The following is a 19,835-nucleotide window of genomic DNA, read 5'->3' as shown; positions in this document are numbered from 1 at the left end:
CCCCTTTTCAAAAAAATACTCTTTCACTTCTCGAAAACTTAAGTTAGTTCTCAAATACATTCGAACTGCTTCGCCTATGATTTCTTTTGGGAAGTTATGGAATTTGAATTTGTTCATTTATACAGCATCTTTACTTTTAATCTGTTACTTTAGAAACTCAAAAAAATAAACTTCTATTATTCTATTACTTAAATATGCATTTACAATTCTCATAATTATATTTAAAATATATGATAAAAATTTTATTCAAAACAATGACTATACGTAGGAAAATCGATCCTTCTTTAACAAAATTTTGATTATTTAAACAATACAAACTCAAAAAAAAACCAAACCTTCCGAACATCTAGCAACATAACATATTTTTTTACGAAAGAAATAAAATATGATTATTAAAGTAAATTTATATTTCAAAATATTACTCTATCCTATATTGCTTATATTTATTTCATATACTGAATTAAGCAAAGCAGAAGAGCTTCTTCCTAATCATGATTTTCAGGACTATTTAGAGAAAGATGAACTTAAAAACAAAGAAATTTCCGAAAATAAAATAAAAAATAAAAAAAAGAACCGTTCCGAAAGGGATAAGAAATATAAAAAAGAAGTGATGAATAAAAAATGCAACAAATATACAACCAGCAATGGCGAAAATTTAATCCAAATTCTTCGCAATAAATCAATGACACCTATTTATGGAATTGATGGATCTTTAAATAAAACCCTACAATTAAATCCTAATTTACCCATAAATAATTATACTTTTAAAGATGGTGAAATTTTATGTTTAATGGACTCTCCATCAAAAAGTGAGGAAAAAAATCAGACTATCAAAGAAAGTATAAAGATAAGTCACGATCAAAAAACCAATTTAAATGAATCTCAAAATTTTCAAATGGTTTATGTAGAAGGAGGAATCCGTTATCTTAGGCTCATTGAAAATGATTCGGATACAAATACATCAGCTTTATTACTTTCAAGAGCGATGATTAGTGCTGAAGGTGGGCTTATACAAAAATGGCACCCAAAATTTCAATCTTATTTTGGAATTAATTATGCAGTTTCACAAATTATGCAATCTGATACCTCCATTGTTATTGGGGATAGCATCATTCGATTAACCAATTTTTTTGTAGGTGGTAAATACTTTTTTTTACCTTATGTGTATGGACTAATTGGATTTGGTTACGGAGATGAGCTTCTTTTTCGGGCTGTAAATTCACAAACAATCCAAGTTGAAAAAATGTCAACAGCGAAATTAAAATTCCTTGGAGGCCTTACAATGTATGAATATAGATCCTTTGGATTCTATGGAGAATTAGCTTTTTTGTTAAATACACCATATAATAACGAAATATATTATTCTCAAATTGGGAAGGGATACGAAGCTGCCCTTGCAACTACTTATCAAGGAACAGGCTGGGATTTTAGAGCACGCATATATTATACAAGATATGAAACAACAATACCCCCCGTGGTTTTTGATTATACTGAAGTAGGTTTATTATTGCGTTTAGCGGTTGATTTAGAAAATTGAGCTTTGTATTTTACACGTAGTTTATACTGATTATCAAGGATCTGCTCTATTTAATATTTTAGTTGCTGAAGGAGAAAAAGGTGTTGATTTTGCAATCCCTAAAGGACCAGGGGTTGCAGTACTGTTATTATCTCCCCAGCAGTAAACATCATCATTCGCTAATAATGCGCAATTGACTTTATCAGAAGCAGCCATATCAACAATAGTCTGATTGGGAAGCCCTGTTACTTTTTTTGGGATTGCATAGCTTGTTGTTGAACCAATGCCTAATTGTCCAACAGAGTTATCCCCCCAACAATAAATAGTTGAGAAGTTATTGTTAGCAGCACAGGAATGGTTCTGACCCGCAACAACAATACCCACCGAAGTTAACCCATTAACAGAAACGGGACCTGTAGTTGTCACCGTGGAAGCATTTCCCAACTGGCCATTCACATTGTTTCCAAAACATTGCACCGTTTGATCATCAATGAGGAAACACATATGGGCGCCATTTCCTCGGGAAGCAGAAGTGGCTCCCGAAACTACCGCGGTAGGGTTTTGTGAAAAAGTAAAACCTAAATACCCTAATGCATTCCCCCAACAAATCCCTTTCCGTGAGGCGGTAGCCACGCAGGTCATCTTATCTGACGCGGAAGCTGATATTATTTTTTCGCTCACATTTGGAGAAACTCCCCCTAAACTTTGGTTGAGCGTTCCATCCCCCAATTGGCCACTCGTATTTGTCCCCCAACAACCCATACTTCCATCTGTATACGAGGCGCAGCTATGAACATCACCTGCAGCAAACCCAGCCATCTTCTTGTCACTTACATTTGAAACAGGGACTGGAATTAAGCTTGAGGTTGTATTGCCTGTACCAAACTGACCATTTGAGTTGTCACCCCAGCATTTCAACCCACTTTTAAAATAAGCACACGTCGTCATAAGCGATGCAGAGACGGCAACCGCAAAATCACCATTTGCAATTGAGATATTCGTAAGGACGGATGCAAGGGTAGGCGTATCCATATTTGTCGTATTTCCGGTTCCAAGCTGACCATTTGAATTATAACCCCAGCACTTTATGTTCCCGCTACGCATGACCACACAGAATCCAAAACCAGCACCGCTAAGAAGCCCGGCCCCCTCTCCATTCGTGGTATAAGAAGGGACATAGCCCAATTTAGATGTCAAGGACACGAGATCGTCTAAAGAGTCTTCAGACAATGGCAATGTGGGATTGGGTAAGTTATACAAGGGATTGCATCCGGAAAAGAAGAATGCGGCCAAAACCCCAAAGAGCACCCATAAATTCATTTTCAACCTATGAAAACAAAAATAGAAAAGGTTTTGTTTCATATTGCCCTTAAGACGGAAAATGTGATTTCACTATTCTTCTTATATCATATAGCAATTTAAAGCGCTTTGCTTTCCGTAGGCTTTTTGATTTTGACATGGTAATTAATCAAATAGGAAATATTTTACACACCTACGGAAGAGTTCATTTTTTAGCCGAACCAAAATATCTGGACGGAGCCATGAAATGGCTCGATATTATTCAGGTAATTTAATAAAATTTTTAGTTATAATGAGAGAATTTGTTTAAGGGAGTCTTCAAGATCCATTATTTCTTTAATTGAAAACTTACCTGCTTGTTTTCTAAGCCTGGTTTTATCTACCGTTCTAATTTGATCACAAACCGCAACTGATGATTTTTCCATGCAAGACACAGGGATTACAAGCGGGGGACGCGGTTGAGCTGAGGTAGATAAGGGAACGACGATTACAGTTTTGCGTGCCCTATTAATTGCATTAGCACTAACAATAACACAAGGCCTTAATTTGCTAATTTCTGATCCTTTCGTGGGATCTAAATCAACCCAATACACTTCACCACGATTCATCATCTAAGCCATCCTTGCTTGTTATGTTCCATTCAACCATTTCTGCATGAAGTCCTTCGTCCTTTTCTACATCAACAGCACATCGATAAAGCTCCTCTTCTCTTTTTTTAACTTCTTCATCTATTAATGCCGCAATGATTTGGCTTCTCATTCGGCTTGGGAATACAGCTCGCATCCGCATAGACAGATCGTCTGGTATAGAAACTAGAATTTTCTGCATGATACACCTCCTTAATAGATATATTATATCCTATATCGGATGTAAAGATATAGAAAATAAGGACTAGCTCATAAGTGACTTTATTTTGTATAAATATAAATAGTTTTAAGCTCTTATCTATTGGGGTTCTGGGCGTTTCAGCCCTAAAACTGTCGGTATGTGCTAGCTGACATATACACAAGGGAAATATTTTACACACCTATGGAAGAGGTGGTAGTGTCACCCGGTATCTTTGCAGAGAAAAGGCTCATTACATAAATGTACAATGAGCTGTTGGTAGGGGTTCAGTAGTAGGTCATGAAGAAGCCAATAATTAACATCGCTCATTTCTTAGCCGAATCCAAATATCCGGACGAAGCCCTGAAATGGCTCAAATCCGCACGCACGAGCTGGCCTGCCAATGATTCCGTTTGGCATTTTCTTAGGGACTCGCAGACAGAGCTGCCTGCAATTCGTAAAGCACTGGAACAAGGTACTTACCAATTTGAACCAGTTAAAAAAATAACCCGTACCGAGAAAGAACCAATTTGGATATGGCATGCCCGCGATACCTTTGTGTTAAAAGCACTTAGCCTTTACTTAAATGAAACCGTCCTTTCGAAATTCTCTCCTCAATGTGTCCATATACAAGGTAATGGGGGTATCCATTCTGCCATTCGTTTCATAAACAAGCAGATCCCCGAGCAAACCTACGTATTCCGCAGCGACGTCAAATCCTATTACGAAAGCATGGAGCACGCGGAGATCCTCCGCTTACTTGGTAATATTACAGATTGTCCCCTGATCCATTCGTTTTTTGAAAATTTTCTAAGCCACTTGGAGGATTACAATTGCATTTTAACCACAACCGTAAAAGGAATTAGCAAAGGCTGTCCTATATCGCCGTTGTTAGGAGCCTTATACCTTTGCGAACTTGACCGTGCCATGGAACATGCTCCGGTTGCGTACGTACGTTATATGGACGATTGGTGTATCCTTGCCAAAACAAAATGGGTGTTGCGTAAAGCGGTTAAGACCACAAACCAAATCCTTTCCCGCTTAAACGTTTGCAAACACCCCGATAAGACTTTTATTGGCCGCATTACCCGCGGCTTCGACTTCCTTGGCTTTCACTTTACCGAAAAAGGACTGCTTAAAGTCGCTACAATTACCAGACAAAAAATGCTTCTGAAACTCCGCAAGCTTTATGAGCACCCCCGCGGAACAGACGCTGCCGTTGTCGGTTACCTAAAGCGTTGGAATAGTTGGGTGGACAGTGTGATGCGGAATGTTATTAAAACTCCTGGTCTCTGTTTTGGTACCACGACGATTGTTAGGTAGTTTTGGTTCCCATTGTTCTGTTGCCCGCATTTCACTCTTAAGGTACACGGGTACAAGCTCTAAAACTCGTCGCCGTTGTCCCGACCAATGCGGGGGTAAACCGGATGTACCATTGTAACCCCACTCCGTTGATTCCGTAATCGATATTCCCGTCACGCATACACCATTTACGCCCGCCGTGTAAACCATTAACCACAGCCGTCTCTACCCAGGGCCCTTCGGCGTATCGTACCGTTATTGCATCGGGTGGTTCGCCCCATGCCCTACAACCATTGAACGGATAATACCACACCCCGGGCGCGCTACTACTATCCGTATCGCCTTGGTCGCACGCTATGGTGCCTGGACCTATTACTAAGTACGCCGCAGTGGGCGACCGAGAGCGCAAGTCAGTGAGCACGGCTGTGCGGACGTTCTCCATCATGTCAAACGTTAACGCCGTCCCTGTCCACGCCGCCGCGAAGGGGAGATAACCCTTCAGCGTAGTGCCCCGCCCTTGAGGTGGAAAGTCGCCTAATATGAACTTTCCCTCGCCCATTGTGTCCCTGTTGTTCGTAGGTGCCGATTGTGTTCCGTTAGCGTTCACTACGATTCCAATTCCACTGAGCGACCGCGCAAGGAAATCATAACTCCCTGCCCCGGAAGACTTTGTAACACTCGTTCCAGAAATGTCCTCTAAAAAACTAGTACCGCCTCTGTTGTACCCAAACCCTCCATAGGGTCGGCCGTTCGCATTTATTACGGATTCGTATCCCATCACCCCCTCGTATCCCGTCCCCCCCTGTGCTGTAGGCGTTTGAGCGTAGGCTATCTGGGTGGATGGGTTTGCTCTATTAAACAAAGGGTTATTAGAAACAGCAATGCCCGAGCTCCCAGCCCCCATCACTCCATTGTTGTCCCACGTAAAAGAAGACGACGCCAAAGTAGCGTTTTGCTGATCGCAATAGAGGTCGAACAACTTAGTGTTGTTATTAGTAGCCCCTCTTCCCGCATTCTGGCTGCTGCGCATGGCGTACATCACATCTGGGAGCGGGATGCTGGGGGTTGCTGTAATGCACCTGGTGAGAAAATTTTTGATTTGGGTTCTCCCTGCGGCAGTTAAGGAGGAGCCCGCAACCGTAGCCACTCTGTTTGCATAATCGGTGTCGACAAGGAGCGTAGTGCTGATGCCATGGGTGCTCGGATCGCTTGAAGCCAGGCTGCATTGCGTTGTGCTCAAATCTGTGGCGCCTGTAGGGCCTAGGGCGTTGGAACAGGTGACACAATAGGAAAACACCTTGCATTGGTCCCCTGCCTGGAGGGTGTATGTGTCCGTGGTGGTCGGCGGGGTCACGGGGGTAGTTCGAAATAAATTATTATTTTTATACCAGTTAAAGGTGCAATTGGAGGAATCACTCCAAGCCCCCAGGGATGCGGTCAACGTCCCCGTATTTGACCTCGCAATTCCTGAACTGGAGATCGTTTCCACTCCACTAGAACCGCTGATAAAACCAGGCACGGTGTTATTTATTGGTTTACTAAAGACAACTTGAGCGACAGTGCTTGGTGCTGAAACCTTCGTACTGGCCTGTGACGTATTTTGTACCACAACAATAAATGAGTAGGTCTTGTTTTGGACTAGGCTGCTCCAAGTATACTGGCTACCGATACAACTAGTAGAAGGTGATGAGGCCGAACAAAACAGAAACGAGCTGGTGGTTGGGGTGCCCGAGTCTGAGGCATAAACCCTATAGGTAAAATTGGGGTTACTGCCAAACGCATAGGCAGTCCACGATACCTGTATGGAACTCGTGTTTAGGATACTAGCCACCCCAATGGTAGGAGCTGTAACTGGTGGGGTTAGGACCGTTAAAATTCCACTTGTCTTTGTATATGAAGAATTATTTACACTAGTCGCTACGACACTAAATTGATACGTTGTGTTTTGGACAAGTCCCGTGAGTTTGCAAGTTACCGCTGTGCTACTTGGAGCTTGAGCCGCACTCAATGTTGTCGTTGGGGTGCAAGAGGAAACCTGCCCCGAAGACCAGGTGGTTGTGGTGCCACTGGCGTCCGTATTTTGCAAAGTGTAGTTTACATTCTCTGTACCGTTATTAAAGGTCCAGGTAATTTGCGCTTGCCCGGGGGAAGCATAGGTCGGAAAGTTAGCAGCCAAAGTTGGGGTAAAACTATACGATGGGGTGAAGTTGGTATAAACAACAACCGCATTGGAGGTGATAAAATTTTTAATGCTTCCTGTAGGGGAAGAATTATTGGTCGCCACTATGGTAAAGCTATGGGCTGAGTTGGCTGACAAGTTGGAAATGACGCAACTCACCGCTACTGCCGTACCCGGCGTTACATTAGTCAATGTACAACTTGAGGGCGTGGCTGTTGGACTCGTTGCCTGAGTGGTTAGGTTATTGGCTGTACTTCCTGGGGGAGGTGTGTCTAACACCGTAAAATTCACTACAGGTGAACTGCCAATATTGAAGTTCCAATTTAAAACCACGCTGGTGGCCGTGGGTGTCCCCGCTGTCAAGGTAAAGTTGCTGATAGGAGGGGTGGCCGTGGTAAAGCCCGTAATCACTGTTAACGTACTTGAAGCTAACCTGCTCGTGGTCTTGTTGTTTTGCGCTGTTACCTTAAATTGATAGGACGTGTTTTGCACCAGACCATTCACCTGACAGCTTAAGGCCGAAGTCGTTGGGATTGTCGCATTTGCTATGCTGCAGTTGCTTAACTTAATCCCTGTTGTTTGACTTAACGGGATAGTGGTTCCATTGACTGCCACACTAAAGCTTGTAGTTGAACTTCCCACGGAAAAAGGCCAACTTAAGGTCACACTGGTATCGGCTACCGCACTGGTACCAATCGTAAAGGAAGAAGAGGCGTTAAACGGCGTAGTCGCTGCAAAAGCATTTGCATTCGTGGTTGTGGTATTCCCCCCTGTAGCATGGTTAGTCGCTACAATATTAAACAGGTAATCCGTATTTTGGCTTAATCCCCCAACAACACAGCTTGCCACCGTGGAACCGGAAGTGGGTGTCTGACTTGTTAGAGTGCAGGCACTTACATTCGCGCTAACACTGACACCGGCTGCCGTGGTGGTGTTAATGGTGTAATCCACAGAACTATTGCCAACGGGCATGGTCCAATTTAAGGTAATCGAATTCGATACATTGAGTGTTGCAGTTTGCGTGATAGCTACACTATTGCTTGCTGTGGTGAACTTGGTCACGGCGCTGCTTGGGGCAGTGCTAGTCGAATTTAAGGTCGAACTCGAGTTGCCCACGCTCGTTGCCACCATAGCATAAGCATAGGTGGTATTTGGACTTAAACCACTCACGGTACAGCTTAATGTGGTGTTCCCAGGGGAAACATTACTAAGATTTGTAGCACAACTGGAAATACTCGTTCCCGACAGGGTTGTACCATTTTGCGTAATGCTAAAATTCACCAGAGCATTGCTATTTCCTACATTAAAAGTCCAGTTTAGGGTGGCGGTGGTATCGGTCACCGAAGGGATGGTGACCGCAAAGGTGTTCCCACTCGCTGGAAAAGTGGTCGTAGCCGTTTGCACAGAGGAATCCACATTTGTTGGGCTCAACGTATTATTCGTTGCCCGGATTTTAAAGTCATATTTGGTATTCGATGCCAAGGAGCTGATAGTGCAGCTAACATTGGTTCCCGGTGCGGTGGGCGATAAGGTCGTTTGGCATGTGGCTGCCGAAAAACTGGGCGCGGTGCCACTCGGTGCCGCGCTCAAGCGGGAAAGAACTTGATAATTAAGGGTTTCTGTCCCTGCCCCTGTTCCTAAATTCAACTTCCAGGTTAAGGTTACAGACGTTGCCGTAATGGTAGGCGTGCTAAATACATAGCTGTCCGCAGATGAGTTTAAATCTGTGGTGGCCGACACATTTGCCGATGGGGTGGAAAGTTTTGTGGGTACGGTCCCACTTGCTGTCGTAACGGGATTGGTAGCTGTGACAATTTTGTAATAGTATTTTGTATTTTCAGCCACCGCAGGAAGCACTTGAAACGGCGGATTAGATGCCTGCGTCTGCGTTGGATCGTCGGTACAGTTCACCGAATTCGGTGTGGTGCCAGTGGTTCCATACCAACACGCCATAACCCCCGTATTAAAACCAGAAGCACTGGGATCAAAGGCAGGATCCGTGGAACGATAGACCCGATAAACCACATCTAAATTCGAAGAACGGTTATTGTTCCATTGAATCGTTACATTATTGTACCCTGCACTGGCAATGCTAATCCCACTGGGGGCAACGGGAATGGTGACTGTCACACTTTCTTGGGACGTTGTTGTCGTTGTCGGATTCAGAGCTTTCACTTGGACATAGTACACTGTCCCTGGGATTAAGCCGGAAATCGTATAAGAAGGAGGACTGCCTGCTTGCGCTGTAGTTAACGTAGTGGGACTGCCATAGGAACCTGAAGATGTGCCATAACGAAGCTCATAGCCTGTAGCTCCCGCCACACTCCCCCAGTTTACCGTCATGGCATTGCTTGTAGCCGTAATCGAACTAATCGTAGGCACAGCAAAAGGAGTCGCTTGCACTTCGGCACTATTGGAAATGACATTACCTGGTAAAACTGTTTGCAACGCAAAATAATAAGGAGTCCCATCGGTCAAGTTGGACACGAAACAACTCTGTGTACCTACATTGCTGTTTTGAATAAGACAACTCACCGAAGTCCCTGAACTCAACGCTTGACCTGAGGTTTGGGAATAAAAAATAGTATAACTCTCAGCATTTAATACGGGACTCCAACTTAACGTGATTTGTCCTGTACTTCCAACAGCAGTGAGGGTAGCCGCAGCAACCGGCGTGACCACCACTTGGGCTGAGGTTGTGGAGGCCGTACTAGCTGGGGCATTCGCATTGCTCGCTACAATGTAATAATAATAAGGCGTACTTAGGATTCCCGTATCGGAACAGGGTTGGCTGGTGCAAATTTGGGTACTATTGCTATCACCCGGCACTGAAGTTTGGAAACTAGAGCGGTAAACTTTGTAACTGCTCACCCCAACAGCTCCACTCCAGGTCAATTGAATACTCGTCCCTGCCGTGACTGCCACATTGACCGGGGTAACCGCTGAAATCGGGGTTATGGGAGCATTAGGACTAGCCGCGGCATTCCCGCCTGCGGTCATGGCCGTGACCCGATAATAATAAATTGTCGTTCCATCTGCTATGACGGTGTCTGAACAAGTTCGTGTTGTATCACTTACTGCAGTACACTCGCTTACAGGATTAAATCCGGCTGTCAGGCTTCCCACAGCTTTTTCCACTTTATAACTTAATAAAGAGGGGGTAGCTGCAGAGGGACTGCTCGCCCAAGTGACTGTCACCGCCCCTCCATTCGCTACCAAGGTGGGGCCTACCGTAACTGGATTCGGAGCTGTGATCAGGGTAATCACATTGGAGGTAACAGCATTTTGCGCATTACTTGTGATGACCGCATAGTTGTACTGAATACTAGGCTCTGGCGAGACAGCGTCGGCACACTGCCTCGTGTTTGGCGAATTTACAGTACAAATCAAGGTGTCAGCGGTGGTCACCGTGTTGTTAGCATTGGTAGAACGGTAAAGTTTATAAGTCACTGCCTGGTTTCCAGCAGCAGCTGTCCAACTAAAGGTCAGTGGGTTGGTTTGTCCTGTCACTTGGGTCAACGTAGGAGCCGTAGCCAACGCTGTTGTGACAGTGACATTGGACGAATCCCGTGTGGTGGGCGTAGGAGAATTATTCTTACCAGTGAGCTTAAAAACATATTTTGTATTCTCTTGCAGTCCGGTCACCGTATACGTGTTTTGGGGGGTTGCACCTGTGGTGGAAAACAGAGATGTGCCCCAAGTCCCTGTATTTCCTGTAGCATCTGAAGATTGATAAACATTATAAGTCACTACCCCAAAGGTAGCACCAGTCGTAAAAGTGGACCACGTTAAGGGAATTTGTGTACTTGTTACCGGAGTGCCTACAGCAAAGTTCACGGTGCTTTGTAAATTGGATGATAAATCCGTAACCACAGGATAAGTTGCAGCCGCAAACAACTCGCTGGCACTGGGTGCCGTATTCGTTGCCGACACTTGATAGGTATACACGGTGTTTTGTGCCAGGGCAGGAGTCCCATCGGAATAAGCGGCAGTACTCGGTGAAGTATAAATTGGACTCCCTAAAACACCGCCACTGTAGCGATACAGTTTATAGGTCACAGGCCCTGTTCCGGCTGCTGTGGTCCAGGGTAAGTTGATTTGCGTATCCGTAGCACTCGTTTGACTTGTATTAAACTGCAGAGGAGTTTGTAACGCTGAATAAAAGGCGGTGACATTGGTGGTATGTGCAGGTAAACCACTGTTATTACTTGCGGCAATGGAATACTCATAAGAAGTATTTTCCTGGATATTTGTATCATTATAAGGAGACGTTGCTGAGGAGCTGAGTGTGTCCCACACTAAAGTCGTAGAGTTATAACGTTTCACGGTAAACGTAGTCACGCCCGTTCCCGCATAGGCCGTCCAACTAAGGGTATTTTTTAACGGGTTCGCACTGGCCGTGGTTACAATGCCGCTCGGCCCCGCGGCGACATCCGTCGTTGCGGGTAAGGGAGCGGAATCCATTGCGACGGCCCCGGGAGCCAAGTTTAAAGCGGTCAACTTATAACAATAAGTGGTGTTGGCGGTTAAACCGGTGTCGGTGAAGTTGTACTGGTTATTGGGTACACTTGCTGGGCTATTCCAAGTTAAAGGAGAGGCGCTACAAGCGCTATTAGCACGGGAAACGGTGTACGTGACAACAGCATTGCCCGGCGGCGCACTCCAGGTGAGTTTAATGGAACTGGCATCTTGGGCGGCAATCGTCGCAATGATAGGGTTACTCGCCAGTGCTGTGGTCACTGTTACAATGGAATTGGTGGGATCAAACAACTCACTGCTGCCCGAAACCGAGTCCAATACGGTAATTTTATACTTGTAGGTGGTATTTGCCACGAGCGAGCTGTCGTTATCGGTAAACGTCCTCGCTGTCGGTGTACTCGTATTTAAGGGTCCTGTCCAATTTGTTCCCCCTCCGGCCGCCAGTTGTCTGTAAAGCTTGTAGGTGACTGGGCCGTTGCCTGCCGCTGCGCTCCAATTTAAGGTCACACTGCTTGCGGTGGTCGTGGTGGTTGTAAAGGAAACCGGGTCGTGCAACTTCGTTGTCACGCTAAAGGGACTCGTCGGGTTATTGAAGTTGGCATCGGAATACAGTGCTGTTTGCCCTGGAGCAGAATTGGTCACGGAAATTTGATATTGATAAATGGTGTTTTGGCTCAAACTGGAATCAATATATTGGTTGTTATTTGCAATCGCTGTGGCATTTAATGGGGTCACAGGCCAGGTACTGGTTCCGCTGTTATAACGATAAATATTGTAGGTGACATCCCCGTTGTTTGTCGCATTTTGAGCCAAGGTCCAATTTAACGTCAATTGCTGATCGGTAATGCTTGTGGCGGCACCAAAGGCAGGACGGGTAGCTAAAGCAGAAGTGGTGGCCACAGCAGGGCTTGAAACCGCCGATTCCCCTGCCGTATTTAGGGCCGAAATCACATAATAGTAATTTTTATTTTCCACCAGAGACGCCGTTGAATCCGTACAGGAGTTATTTGTAGACGCTGTGGAAAGTGCTGTACAAACGGCCGTACTTGGGCTTGCAACATAGGGAGAGCTGTTGGAATCCGATCGGTACACTTTATATGTGACATTGGGGTTACTGGGTAATAACGTCCATTGCAACTGCAATGACAGGGGACTGACCTGGGTTTGGGTGACCTGCAACCCAGAAGGCGTGGCCGGGGGCAATTGTAAAGTCATTTCAGGCGTGATCACACTCCCCCAGGTGTTGCTGGCCACTATCTGATATGAGTAATTAAACCCCGAAGTCAGGCTTGTTACCGTGGCCGCTAACGGGTTAGTGCTAGCTGGAATATTGTTCGGCCCCTGGGTAAAAGTACTCGCAGGAGGAATGCGATATTGCACGCTGTATGTATCGGCTCCCAGCGAAGCACTCCACCCGACATTGGCGCTGCTTGCCCCCGTAAAGGCTAAGGTGGAAATCACAAAATTCCCAATGGGGGTGGCATTTGCGCTTGGATCCACAATCGTATTGCCCAATGAATCCACATACGAAAGAGTAAACCCATAGGACTGCCCATCAAACAAGTTCGTAATGGAGCAAGTCGCGGGACTCGTGCCCCCTCCGGCCACCGTACAACCCGTCTGGGACGTGGTGGGGCACGGATTACTCAGCATATTACACGTAACAGGAGTGAGTGGGATGTAAGCCACACTATACGATTGAGCACCTGCCACCGTAGGCCATGTCAACGTTATCTGCCCCGGAGCAGCCACTAACGAGGTCAGGGAATTGGACATGACCGGAACAGCCAATTCCGGTGAAGTCCGTTTGGCCGTTGAGTTTGTCCCCGTGTTACTTGCGACCACCGTATAATAATAATTGGTGCCCACCGTCGCAGGCAAGTTGCTGCAGCTCGTGCCCGTGCACCCGCTAGCAACTAAGGTTCCCCCGGGCGGTGGGGAGCCATTGGCGGTTGTGGCGCTATACACCTTATAGTTAGCCGCTCCATTGGGAGCGGTCCAACTAAAATTGATATTTGCTGCCGTGCTACTGGTAACATTTACAGATGCTGGCGGTAAAGTGAAGGCCGCAATCGGGGTTACCGCACTGGTTCCACTGGCGGCTGAAGCCCCCCCATCTGTGGTCGCGATAATTTGATAATAAATGGGTAACCCATCATAACCATAATTCGTTGCCATATCATCAAAACTGGCACCAGTTGCATCGGGAATAGCGGCTGTGGACACCTTCTGAAAATTACTTGCGGGGCTTCTGGAACTCCAAACTTCATAATTCAGCAATGTGGGATCCGCAGCGCTCGCACTTTGTCCCCAAACGAGGTGAATGGTACCATCTGTTGCCGTAATCAGGGGAGCGCTTGCGATGGCGTTAGGTTTTGTCACGACCTTAACCTCATTGGATGTTAAGGTATTTTGTGCATTACTCACCGTTACAGCATAGTAATACGTCTGACTGGTACTGACCGAGGTGGAATCAATACAAGCGGTACTGGTCGCAGCTGTTATGGTTGTGGTGGAAGTTGTACATTGCGGGGTTCCTGTTGTCGCCACTGGTTGAGTGGTAGAGCGGTACACCTTATAGGTAACACTCCCATTACCTGTTGCCACAGGACTCCATTGTAAATTTACTTGCGTATTGCTTCCAAAAGGCAGTGAAGCGGTTAACGTCGGTGCTGTGGTTAAATTGGTTAAAATGCGTTGCACTGGGGTAGAGGTTTTACTGGAACCGCCGTAGGCAAAAGCCGCATTGGTTACCGTAACCTGATAATTGTAATAAGTATTTTCTAATACATTACTGCGATCTACTACGCTGGTGCTTGAATTGGGAAAACTAGACAGCCGGTTCCAAGAATAGCTCCCTGAAACCTGATCTAAGGAGCGATACACATCATAGCTGATGGTGCTCGGATTGGTTGGGAAACTCCACGATAAATTAATGCTGTTATCCGGATTGGGAGTATTTAAGGTCGGGGCATTCATCGTGGGAGTCGATGTGATATCGCTGGTTACGGTATAAGTATTGGAAACTAAGCCAGTTGTTCCCGTGGTTCCTGACGATTGGTTTAAAGAAATAAGCTTATAATCATAAGCAGTATTTTCAGCAGGGGCTGTATCCGTAAAGGTTGTATTGCTGGAAGCTGGTGAAATTAAGTTACTCGACCAGGTTCCTGCCCCACTGGGACTGCGAAGGAGCTGGTATGTTACGGTACTGTTGTTGGGGAGCGCATTCCATACCAGGGTGATATGCGTGCCCGTAGCCACAGTCTGCGCTTGGGTAAATTGGGCTGCACTCTGTAAGGCTGTGGTTTCCGAAACTGTTGTTGAATCGAGGGGCTGAGCCTGAAACGCATTATTCGTGACACTTACATAATAGTAATATTTCGTATTTTCAGACAACCCAGCAGCATTGTTGTTATCGGTGTAAGTGGTATTGCTCCCTGTATAAATAGGACTTCCCCAACTTCCCGCAGTACCTGTGGTGGAGCGATACAAATTATACACCAATGGTTCGGAACCGGTGGGAGTGGGGGTGATACTCCAATTTAACTTGAGAGCATTCCACTGGATATTTGCACTGAGAATGGTAAGCGTTGGAGCCGTTTGTAGAGCGGTCGTAGAACTCAATACATTCGACGGAATAGGAACCGCAGACGGGCTATTATTTGTCGCTGTTATGTAATACCAGTATTGGGTGTTTGAATTTGTAGCGGCAATGGGATCTTTAAACGACAATGGAGAAGTTACCCCCCCAGCTCCTAATAGAGGGGTACCCCCAGAAGGGGTTCCTGTAATGGGAGAGGTGCTGCGATAAAGCTGATACGTCACCGTACCATTGCTAAAAGCTGGTTTCGCTGTCCATTGAAAGGTGATCCCTGTGGTATCGGAAGCGGCCACTGAAAGCACAGGAGCGGTTTTTAAAGCCGTGACCACGTTATAGGTGCTCGATAACTGTGGTAGGGCACCGGCTCTGTTGTTTATCACATCTACCATGTAATAATACTGAATGTTTTCAGCCAGATTAGAATCCGGATAGGTTAATGAGGAACTCAAATACGGAGAGGACACGGGCAAAGTGGCCAAAGGTGTCCCCCAACTCGCTGGGCTACTGACTAAGGAACGGTACACATGAAAGGTGACAGGCGCATTTCCTTTGTTAAAACTCCAACCTAAACTTAAGCTATTATCTGTGACAGAAGAAGCCGCCAAGCTCGCTGGAGCCGTGCTGAGGGTAGAGGGAAGAGCGGTAGAGCTAACAGTAGCATTCGACGTATTATTCGCGTTAGTCGCACTTAAGGCATAGTAATACAATGTGTTTTCAGCAAACGTGCCCCCAGGCCCATTATCTGTGGTGTTATTTACTGGATTCGCATAAGTGGAAGCAACCGCAGCCCCAATCAGATTCCCCGTTACGATACCCACTGGGGTTGAGGTATCGCGATACACATTATAACTGATGTCTGCATTTCCCAATGAATTATTCCAATTTATGGTATTTGTTGTTGCCGTTGTGGCAGCAACGATGAGTCCATTGGGAATCGGATATGTAGTTGCCACAACCTCAGCAGAATTGGGGGAATTCCCTCCTTCATTGCTCGCCACAACCATGTAGAAGTATTTATTATTATCTTGGAGGCTTTGGGTGCTATCCGTGCACGAGATGGAAGGGATTTTATAACAACCTACAACCGATGCGTAACTCATGGTAGATACCGCGGTACGGTACACGCTATAGCGAATCGTGCCACCGCCAGTAGACGCTATCCAATTTAAGGTAATTTGGTTTGCCGCCACGACGACACTCCCGCTTCCAGACCACGTGGGGGCACTAGGGGGGTCGATGATCAAAGCAGAACTCACCAAACTGATTATGGTGCCCGCTGAATTGCTCGCAATGACTTGGAAATAGGAAAAAAAACCATCCGGCAAGCCCTGCACAAGATGGGGATCCGTCACATTAAATTCACTATTGTTGATAGTACTGGGGCTGCTCCCTGACTGCACCGTGTAATAGGTATTCCCTATCCCGGCATCCACGGTCCCCCAAGACACCAGAGCCGAACGGGATTTGGGAGTTAATAAAAGGGAAAAGGGGTTAGGGGTTGCAAGGACTTCGTTTTTCATATCGATCGTCCCAAACCGATTCCTTGCCACAACGTTAAAATAATAGGGCGTTCCATCCACAAGGCCTGTTACCACACAAACCTGGGCTTGGATATGGCTACAGCCAGCTGCCGTGTTTGGGTAATCCCCCGAGGAAGTCCCATATACTACCGTGTAATCATCGGCATTTTTCGCCACATCCCACGCCAAATTCACTTGCCCATCTGTGACAAGCACTCCATTCACCGCAAAAGGGGTGGGCGTACTTAAAAAAGGCGTGTTCCCCTCATCAACATGGGAACTACCCCCTCCTAAGGGATTGTAATTACACCCAAAAAAAAATAAAGGGAGATTTAAAATGCATATGGTTAACATGGAATATATTGTTTTTAAAATCATACCCCTGAATTCAATAAAATGTGTGTAATTTTTTTTCATAAAAAATCTCATAAAGGATTACTTATTATTCTATTAAATTAATTAATTTATGAAAGCTTGAGTAGGGGGGGTCAGAATTTGACACCTTGCTTTTGAAAACTCTCTTCGAGAGCAACTTCAACTTGATTCAAGGAAACACTTACTGGCCTATTATTAATATAAAGAGAAGGAGTACCCTGAAATCCTTTTAAAGTGAGAAATTGGTTTCTAACTTTTTGTAAGTACTGCTGTGCTTTTCCTGATATCACACAATCTTTAAATTGATTCAGATTTAAACCACTATCTTTAGCAATGTCTATTATAGGTTTATTTTCACTCAAAAGTTTATTTTCTTTTAAATTGTCTTCTAAAATTTTAGATTCACTGACCGATAAACCAAATAATTTATCATGGAATCCCCAAAACTTTTGTTCTCCTTGCTCTTGAGCACAAAAGGAAGCCTTTGCATAATATCCACTTAACCCATAGTTGTCCTGAGGAAAGTTAACACTTACAAATTTAACTTTGTTTGCAAATTTTTTCACTACTTTATTTAATTCTGCTTCATTTTTTCTGCTCTTTTCATCAGCATAATCGCTAACATTAACAAATGTAATTTCAGATTTTTTATTTCCACGTACGGGATAGGAAACCAGATCCATTGCCAAAGGAGGTCCCATGAGTGCTGGTAAAAGAATTTTTATCCTATTTGCCTTAAGCATTTCTCCTAATTTTTTATCTATGATTTCACTGGATTTTTGATATGCTAACTGCATTTTTATTAAACTTTTAACTTTTTCAAAACTCTGTCCAGAAAAAATAGCGATACCATTTGTTCGTACTACAGAATCGTAATAATTTTTTGCTAAAACATCATCGATTGGCCCTGTTGCAATTAAATTTTGTAAAGGGGGCAACTCCTGCATTTTTCCACTGTCTTGAGAAAGACCTATCCTAAGTGCCGCCTTTAAAATATAATCTCTTTTTGCATCATAAATATTTTTTTCAAAACCATAATAATCAAACAACAAATTTTGGGGAAGAATTTGACTAGACCAAACTTTACCATCTAATTCAAACAATGGCTCTCCAAAAATATTATTATCTAATGCATTTTTATGTTGTATGAACTTAGATACAAAAAATCCAATAGCAACTCCTGTTAATAATGAAAATACAATAGGTCGTTTGGATTTTATATTGAGTTTATATTTTGACATAGATTAGCTACCTTTTTCATTTTGTTATAAACTAATTCTTTAACTACTATTTATAATAAAGTTTACAAAATAATAAAAAAATCTGGTACGATATTTGTCATAATTTTGACTTAATTTTTATATCTATATAACACAATCTCTAAATTAACAAAGGTTTCCAGAGAGATTGATCATTAACTGATGATTAAAAAAGCACAAATTGATGTAAAAATATGATTTATCTGAGTGGCCACGCGACGAGTTGGTGATTTTACCAAGCCAGCATATAGTGTCCCCCATCGTCAAGACAAAAACCCATCCAAAATGTAGCAAAATTTGAACGTGTTTTTATCCTATCCAATGTTTAAAAAAAAGAAAATATTATCCAGTAAAAAAAATGACATATGTTTTTTTTAAAAAATACCGAACCTTTCTAAAGAATTAGCGAACGCATCAAATGAATTTTTTACTGATATTATAAAGGGATGATAAGTTGTTTTATAAAACATTCAATAAATCTAGAATCATTTTACTAAAATACTTAATATTTTTAACAGTTTTTTCAAATAATAGGTTTGCGTATTCAAGTGAAAATAATTACATTACCTATAAAGTTGTAAAATATGATAAACTTGAAGACATTTTAAGAAATCATAAACTAGAACCCATTTATGGAAAAGATGGTTTTTTAAAAAAATTCTTAAAACTTAATCCGAAAAAAAAGAAAGCCAAAGGAAATTTAATTTACCCAGATGAAAAAATTATTTTACCCATTTCTAAAGATCAAATAAGTTTAAAAAATATGCCTTCTGAACAAATAAATCAATTCAGCACATTCGTAAATATTAATAATAATAAAGGGATTGACAATTCCCATGATCTAAAAAAATTGCCAGAAAATCAAGTTTACATAACATATAAAGTAAAAAAAGGTGACATGATTAGTATACTATTAAAAAAATTTAAAGCTTTTCCAATATACGGGGAAAAAGGTTATTTATTCAAAACACTAGAACTTAACCCATTAAAAAAATCTACACAAGGTGATTTAATATACCCCAATGAATACATAATCTTACCCATCCTAATTAATGTGCTTATAAAATTACCAGACTCCGAAAAAAGTAACATTAAAATTTTAAAAAAAATTCCAGAAAAAAATATTAAAATAAATAAAGAAGAAGTCAGTTTTGAAGATTTTCAAGATCAATATGAGAAAAGTAAAAAGCCTGAGGATCAAGTTAAAAATAAAGATGAAATAAAATCACTACAAAAAGAATCTAAAACTCATCTTCCTCAAGCAGGGGAAATAAAACTAACTGCAATTTTAAAAAAAGAGTTTATCCAATTAGAATGGAAGGACGGAAATTCAAAGATCCCCATTAAATATGATGTATTAAGATCAAATACAAGCGGAAGGTGTCCTCCCAATAAGTGATTTTTACAAAACGTAAATACAGATTTAAATTTCCTTTTGAGGGGGAGATTTAAATGGAGATGGAAAATAGACTTTTAAAAC

8 protein-coding genes are annotated in these 19,835 nt (G+C 43.3%); 3 read left to right on the top strand and 5 right to left on the bottom strand.

The features are described 5' to 3' along the window. Positions 1–385 precede the first annotated feature (385 nt). Positions 386–1,537: a hypothetical protein gene (locus ACIQ56_RS16740; RefSeq protein ID WP_397602174.1), complete on the top strand. Its 1,152-nt coding sequence runs from the start codon at positions 386–388 to the stop codon at positions 1,535–1,537. 33 nt (positions 1,538–1,570) lie between these two features. On the opposite strand, the gene ACIQ56_RS16735 is transcribed toward ACIQ56_RS16740, so the two are convergent. The 3 genes from ACIQ56_RS16735 to ACIQ56_RS16725 all read right to left on the bottom strand — a co-directional run bounded on the left by ACIQ56_RS16735 (position 1,571) and on the right by ACIQ56_RS16725 (position 3,643). Next, on the bottom strand, positions 1,571–2,776 hold the full coding sequence (locus ACIQ56_RS16735) for an RCC1 domain-containing protein (RefSeq protein ID WP_397602173.1): 1,206 nt from the start codon (positions 2,774–2,776) through the stop codon (positions 1,571–1,573). 326 nt (positions 2,777–3,102) lie between these two features. Then, positions 3,103–3,426 (bottom strand): type II toxin-antitoxin system PemK/MazF family toxin, encoded by a 324-nt coding sequence (locus tag ACIQ56_RS16730; RefSeq protein WP_397602172.1) that lies wholly within the window; start codon positions 3,424–3,426, stop codon positions 3,103–3,105. Continuing rightward, entirely contained in the window at positions 3,410–3,643 is a 234-nt protein-coding gene (locus tag ACIQ56_RS16725) for a hypothetical protein (RefSeq protein ID WP_397602171.1), read from the bottom strand. The genes ACIQ56_RS16730 and ACIQ56_RS16725 overlap by 17 nt, the downstream gene beginning before the upstream one ends. A 297-nt stretch (positions 3,644–3,940) precedes the next feature. Here ACIQ56_RS16725 and ACIQ56_RS16720 point away from each other — a divergent pair, with 297 nt between their 5' ends. Further along, entirely contained in the window at positions 3,941–4,963 is a 1,023-nt protein-coding gene (locus ACIQ56_RS16720) for a reverse transcriptase domain-containing protein (RefSeq protein ID WP_397602170.1), read from the top strand. A 37-nt stretch (positions 4,964–5,000) separates the two neighbouring features. Here ACIQ56_RS16720 and ACIQ56_RS16715 read toward each other — a convergent pair whose 3' ends face one another. Both ACIQ56_RS16715 and ACIQ56_RS16710 read right to left on the bottom strand, forming a co-directional pair. Beyond that, on the bottom strand, positions 5,001–17,138 hold the full coding sequence (locus tag ACIQ56_RS16715; RefSeq protein WP_397602169.1) for a beta strand repeat-containing protein: 12,138 nt from the start codon (positions 17,136–17,138) through the stop codon (positions 5,001–5,003). Between the two features lie 71 nt (positions 17,139–17,209). Further along, on the bottom strand, positions 17,210–18,337 hold the full coding sequence (locus ACIQ56_RS16710; protein ID WP_397602168.1) for a DsbA family protein: 1,128 nt from the start codon (positions 18,335–18,337) through the stop codon (positions 17,210–17,212). 472 nt (positions 18,338–18,809) lie between these two features. Between ACIQ56_RS16710 and ACIQ56_RS16705 the strand changes: the two genes are divergently transcribed. Beyond that, entirely contained in the window at positions 18,810–19,754 is a 945-nt protein-coding gene (locus tag ACIQ56_RS16705) for a hypothetical protein (RefSeq protein WP_397602167.1), read from the top strand. Positions 19,755–19,835 lie beyond the last annotated feature (81 nt).

Source organism: Silvanigrella sp. (genome assembly GCF_044369315.1).
In the GTDB taxonomy this organism is placed as follows: domain Bacteria; phylum Bdellovibrionota_B; class Oligoflexia; order Silvanigrellales; family Silvanigrellaceae; genus Silvanigrella.
Note: the sequence above shows the minus strand (reverse complement) of the source record. Positions and strands in the feature narration are given on the sequence as shown.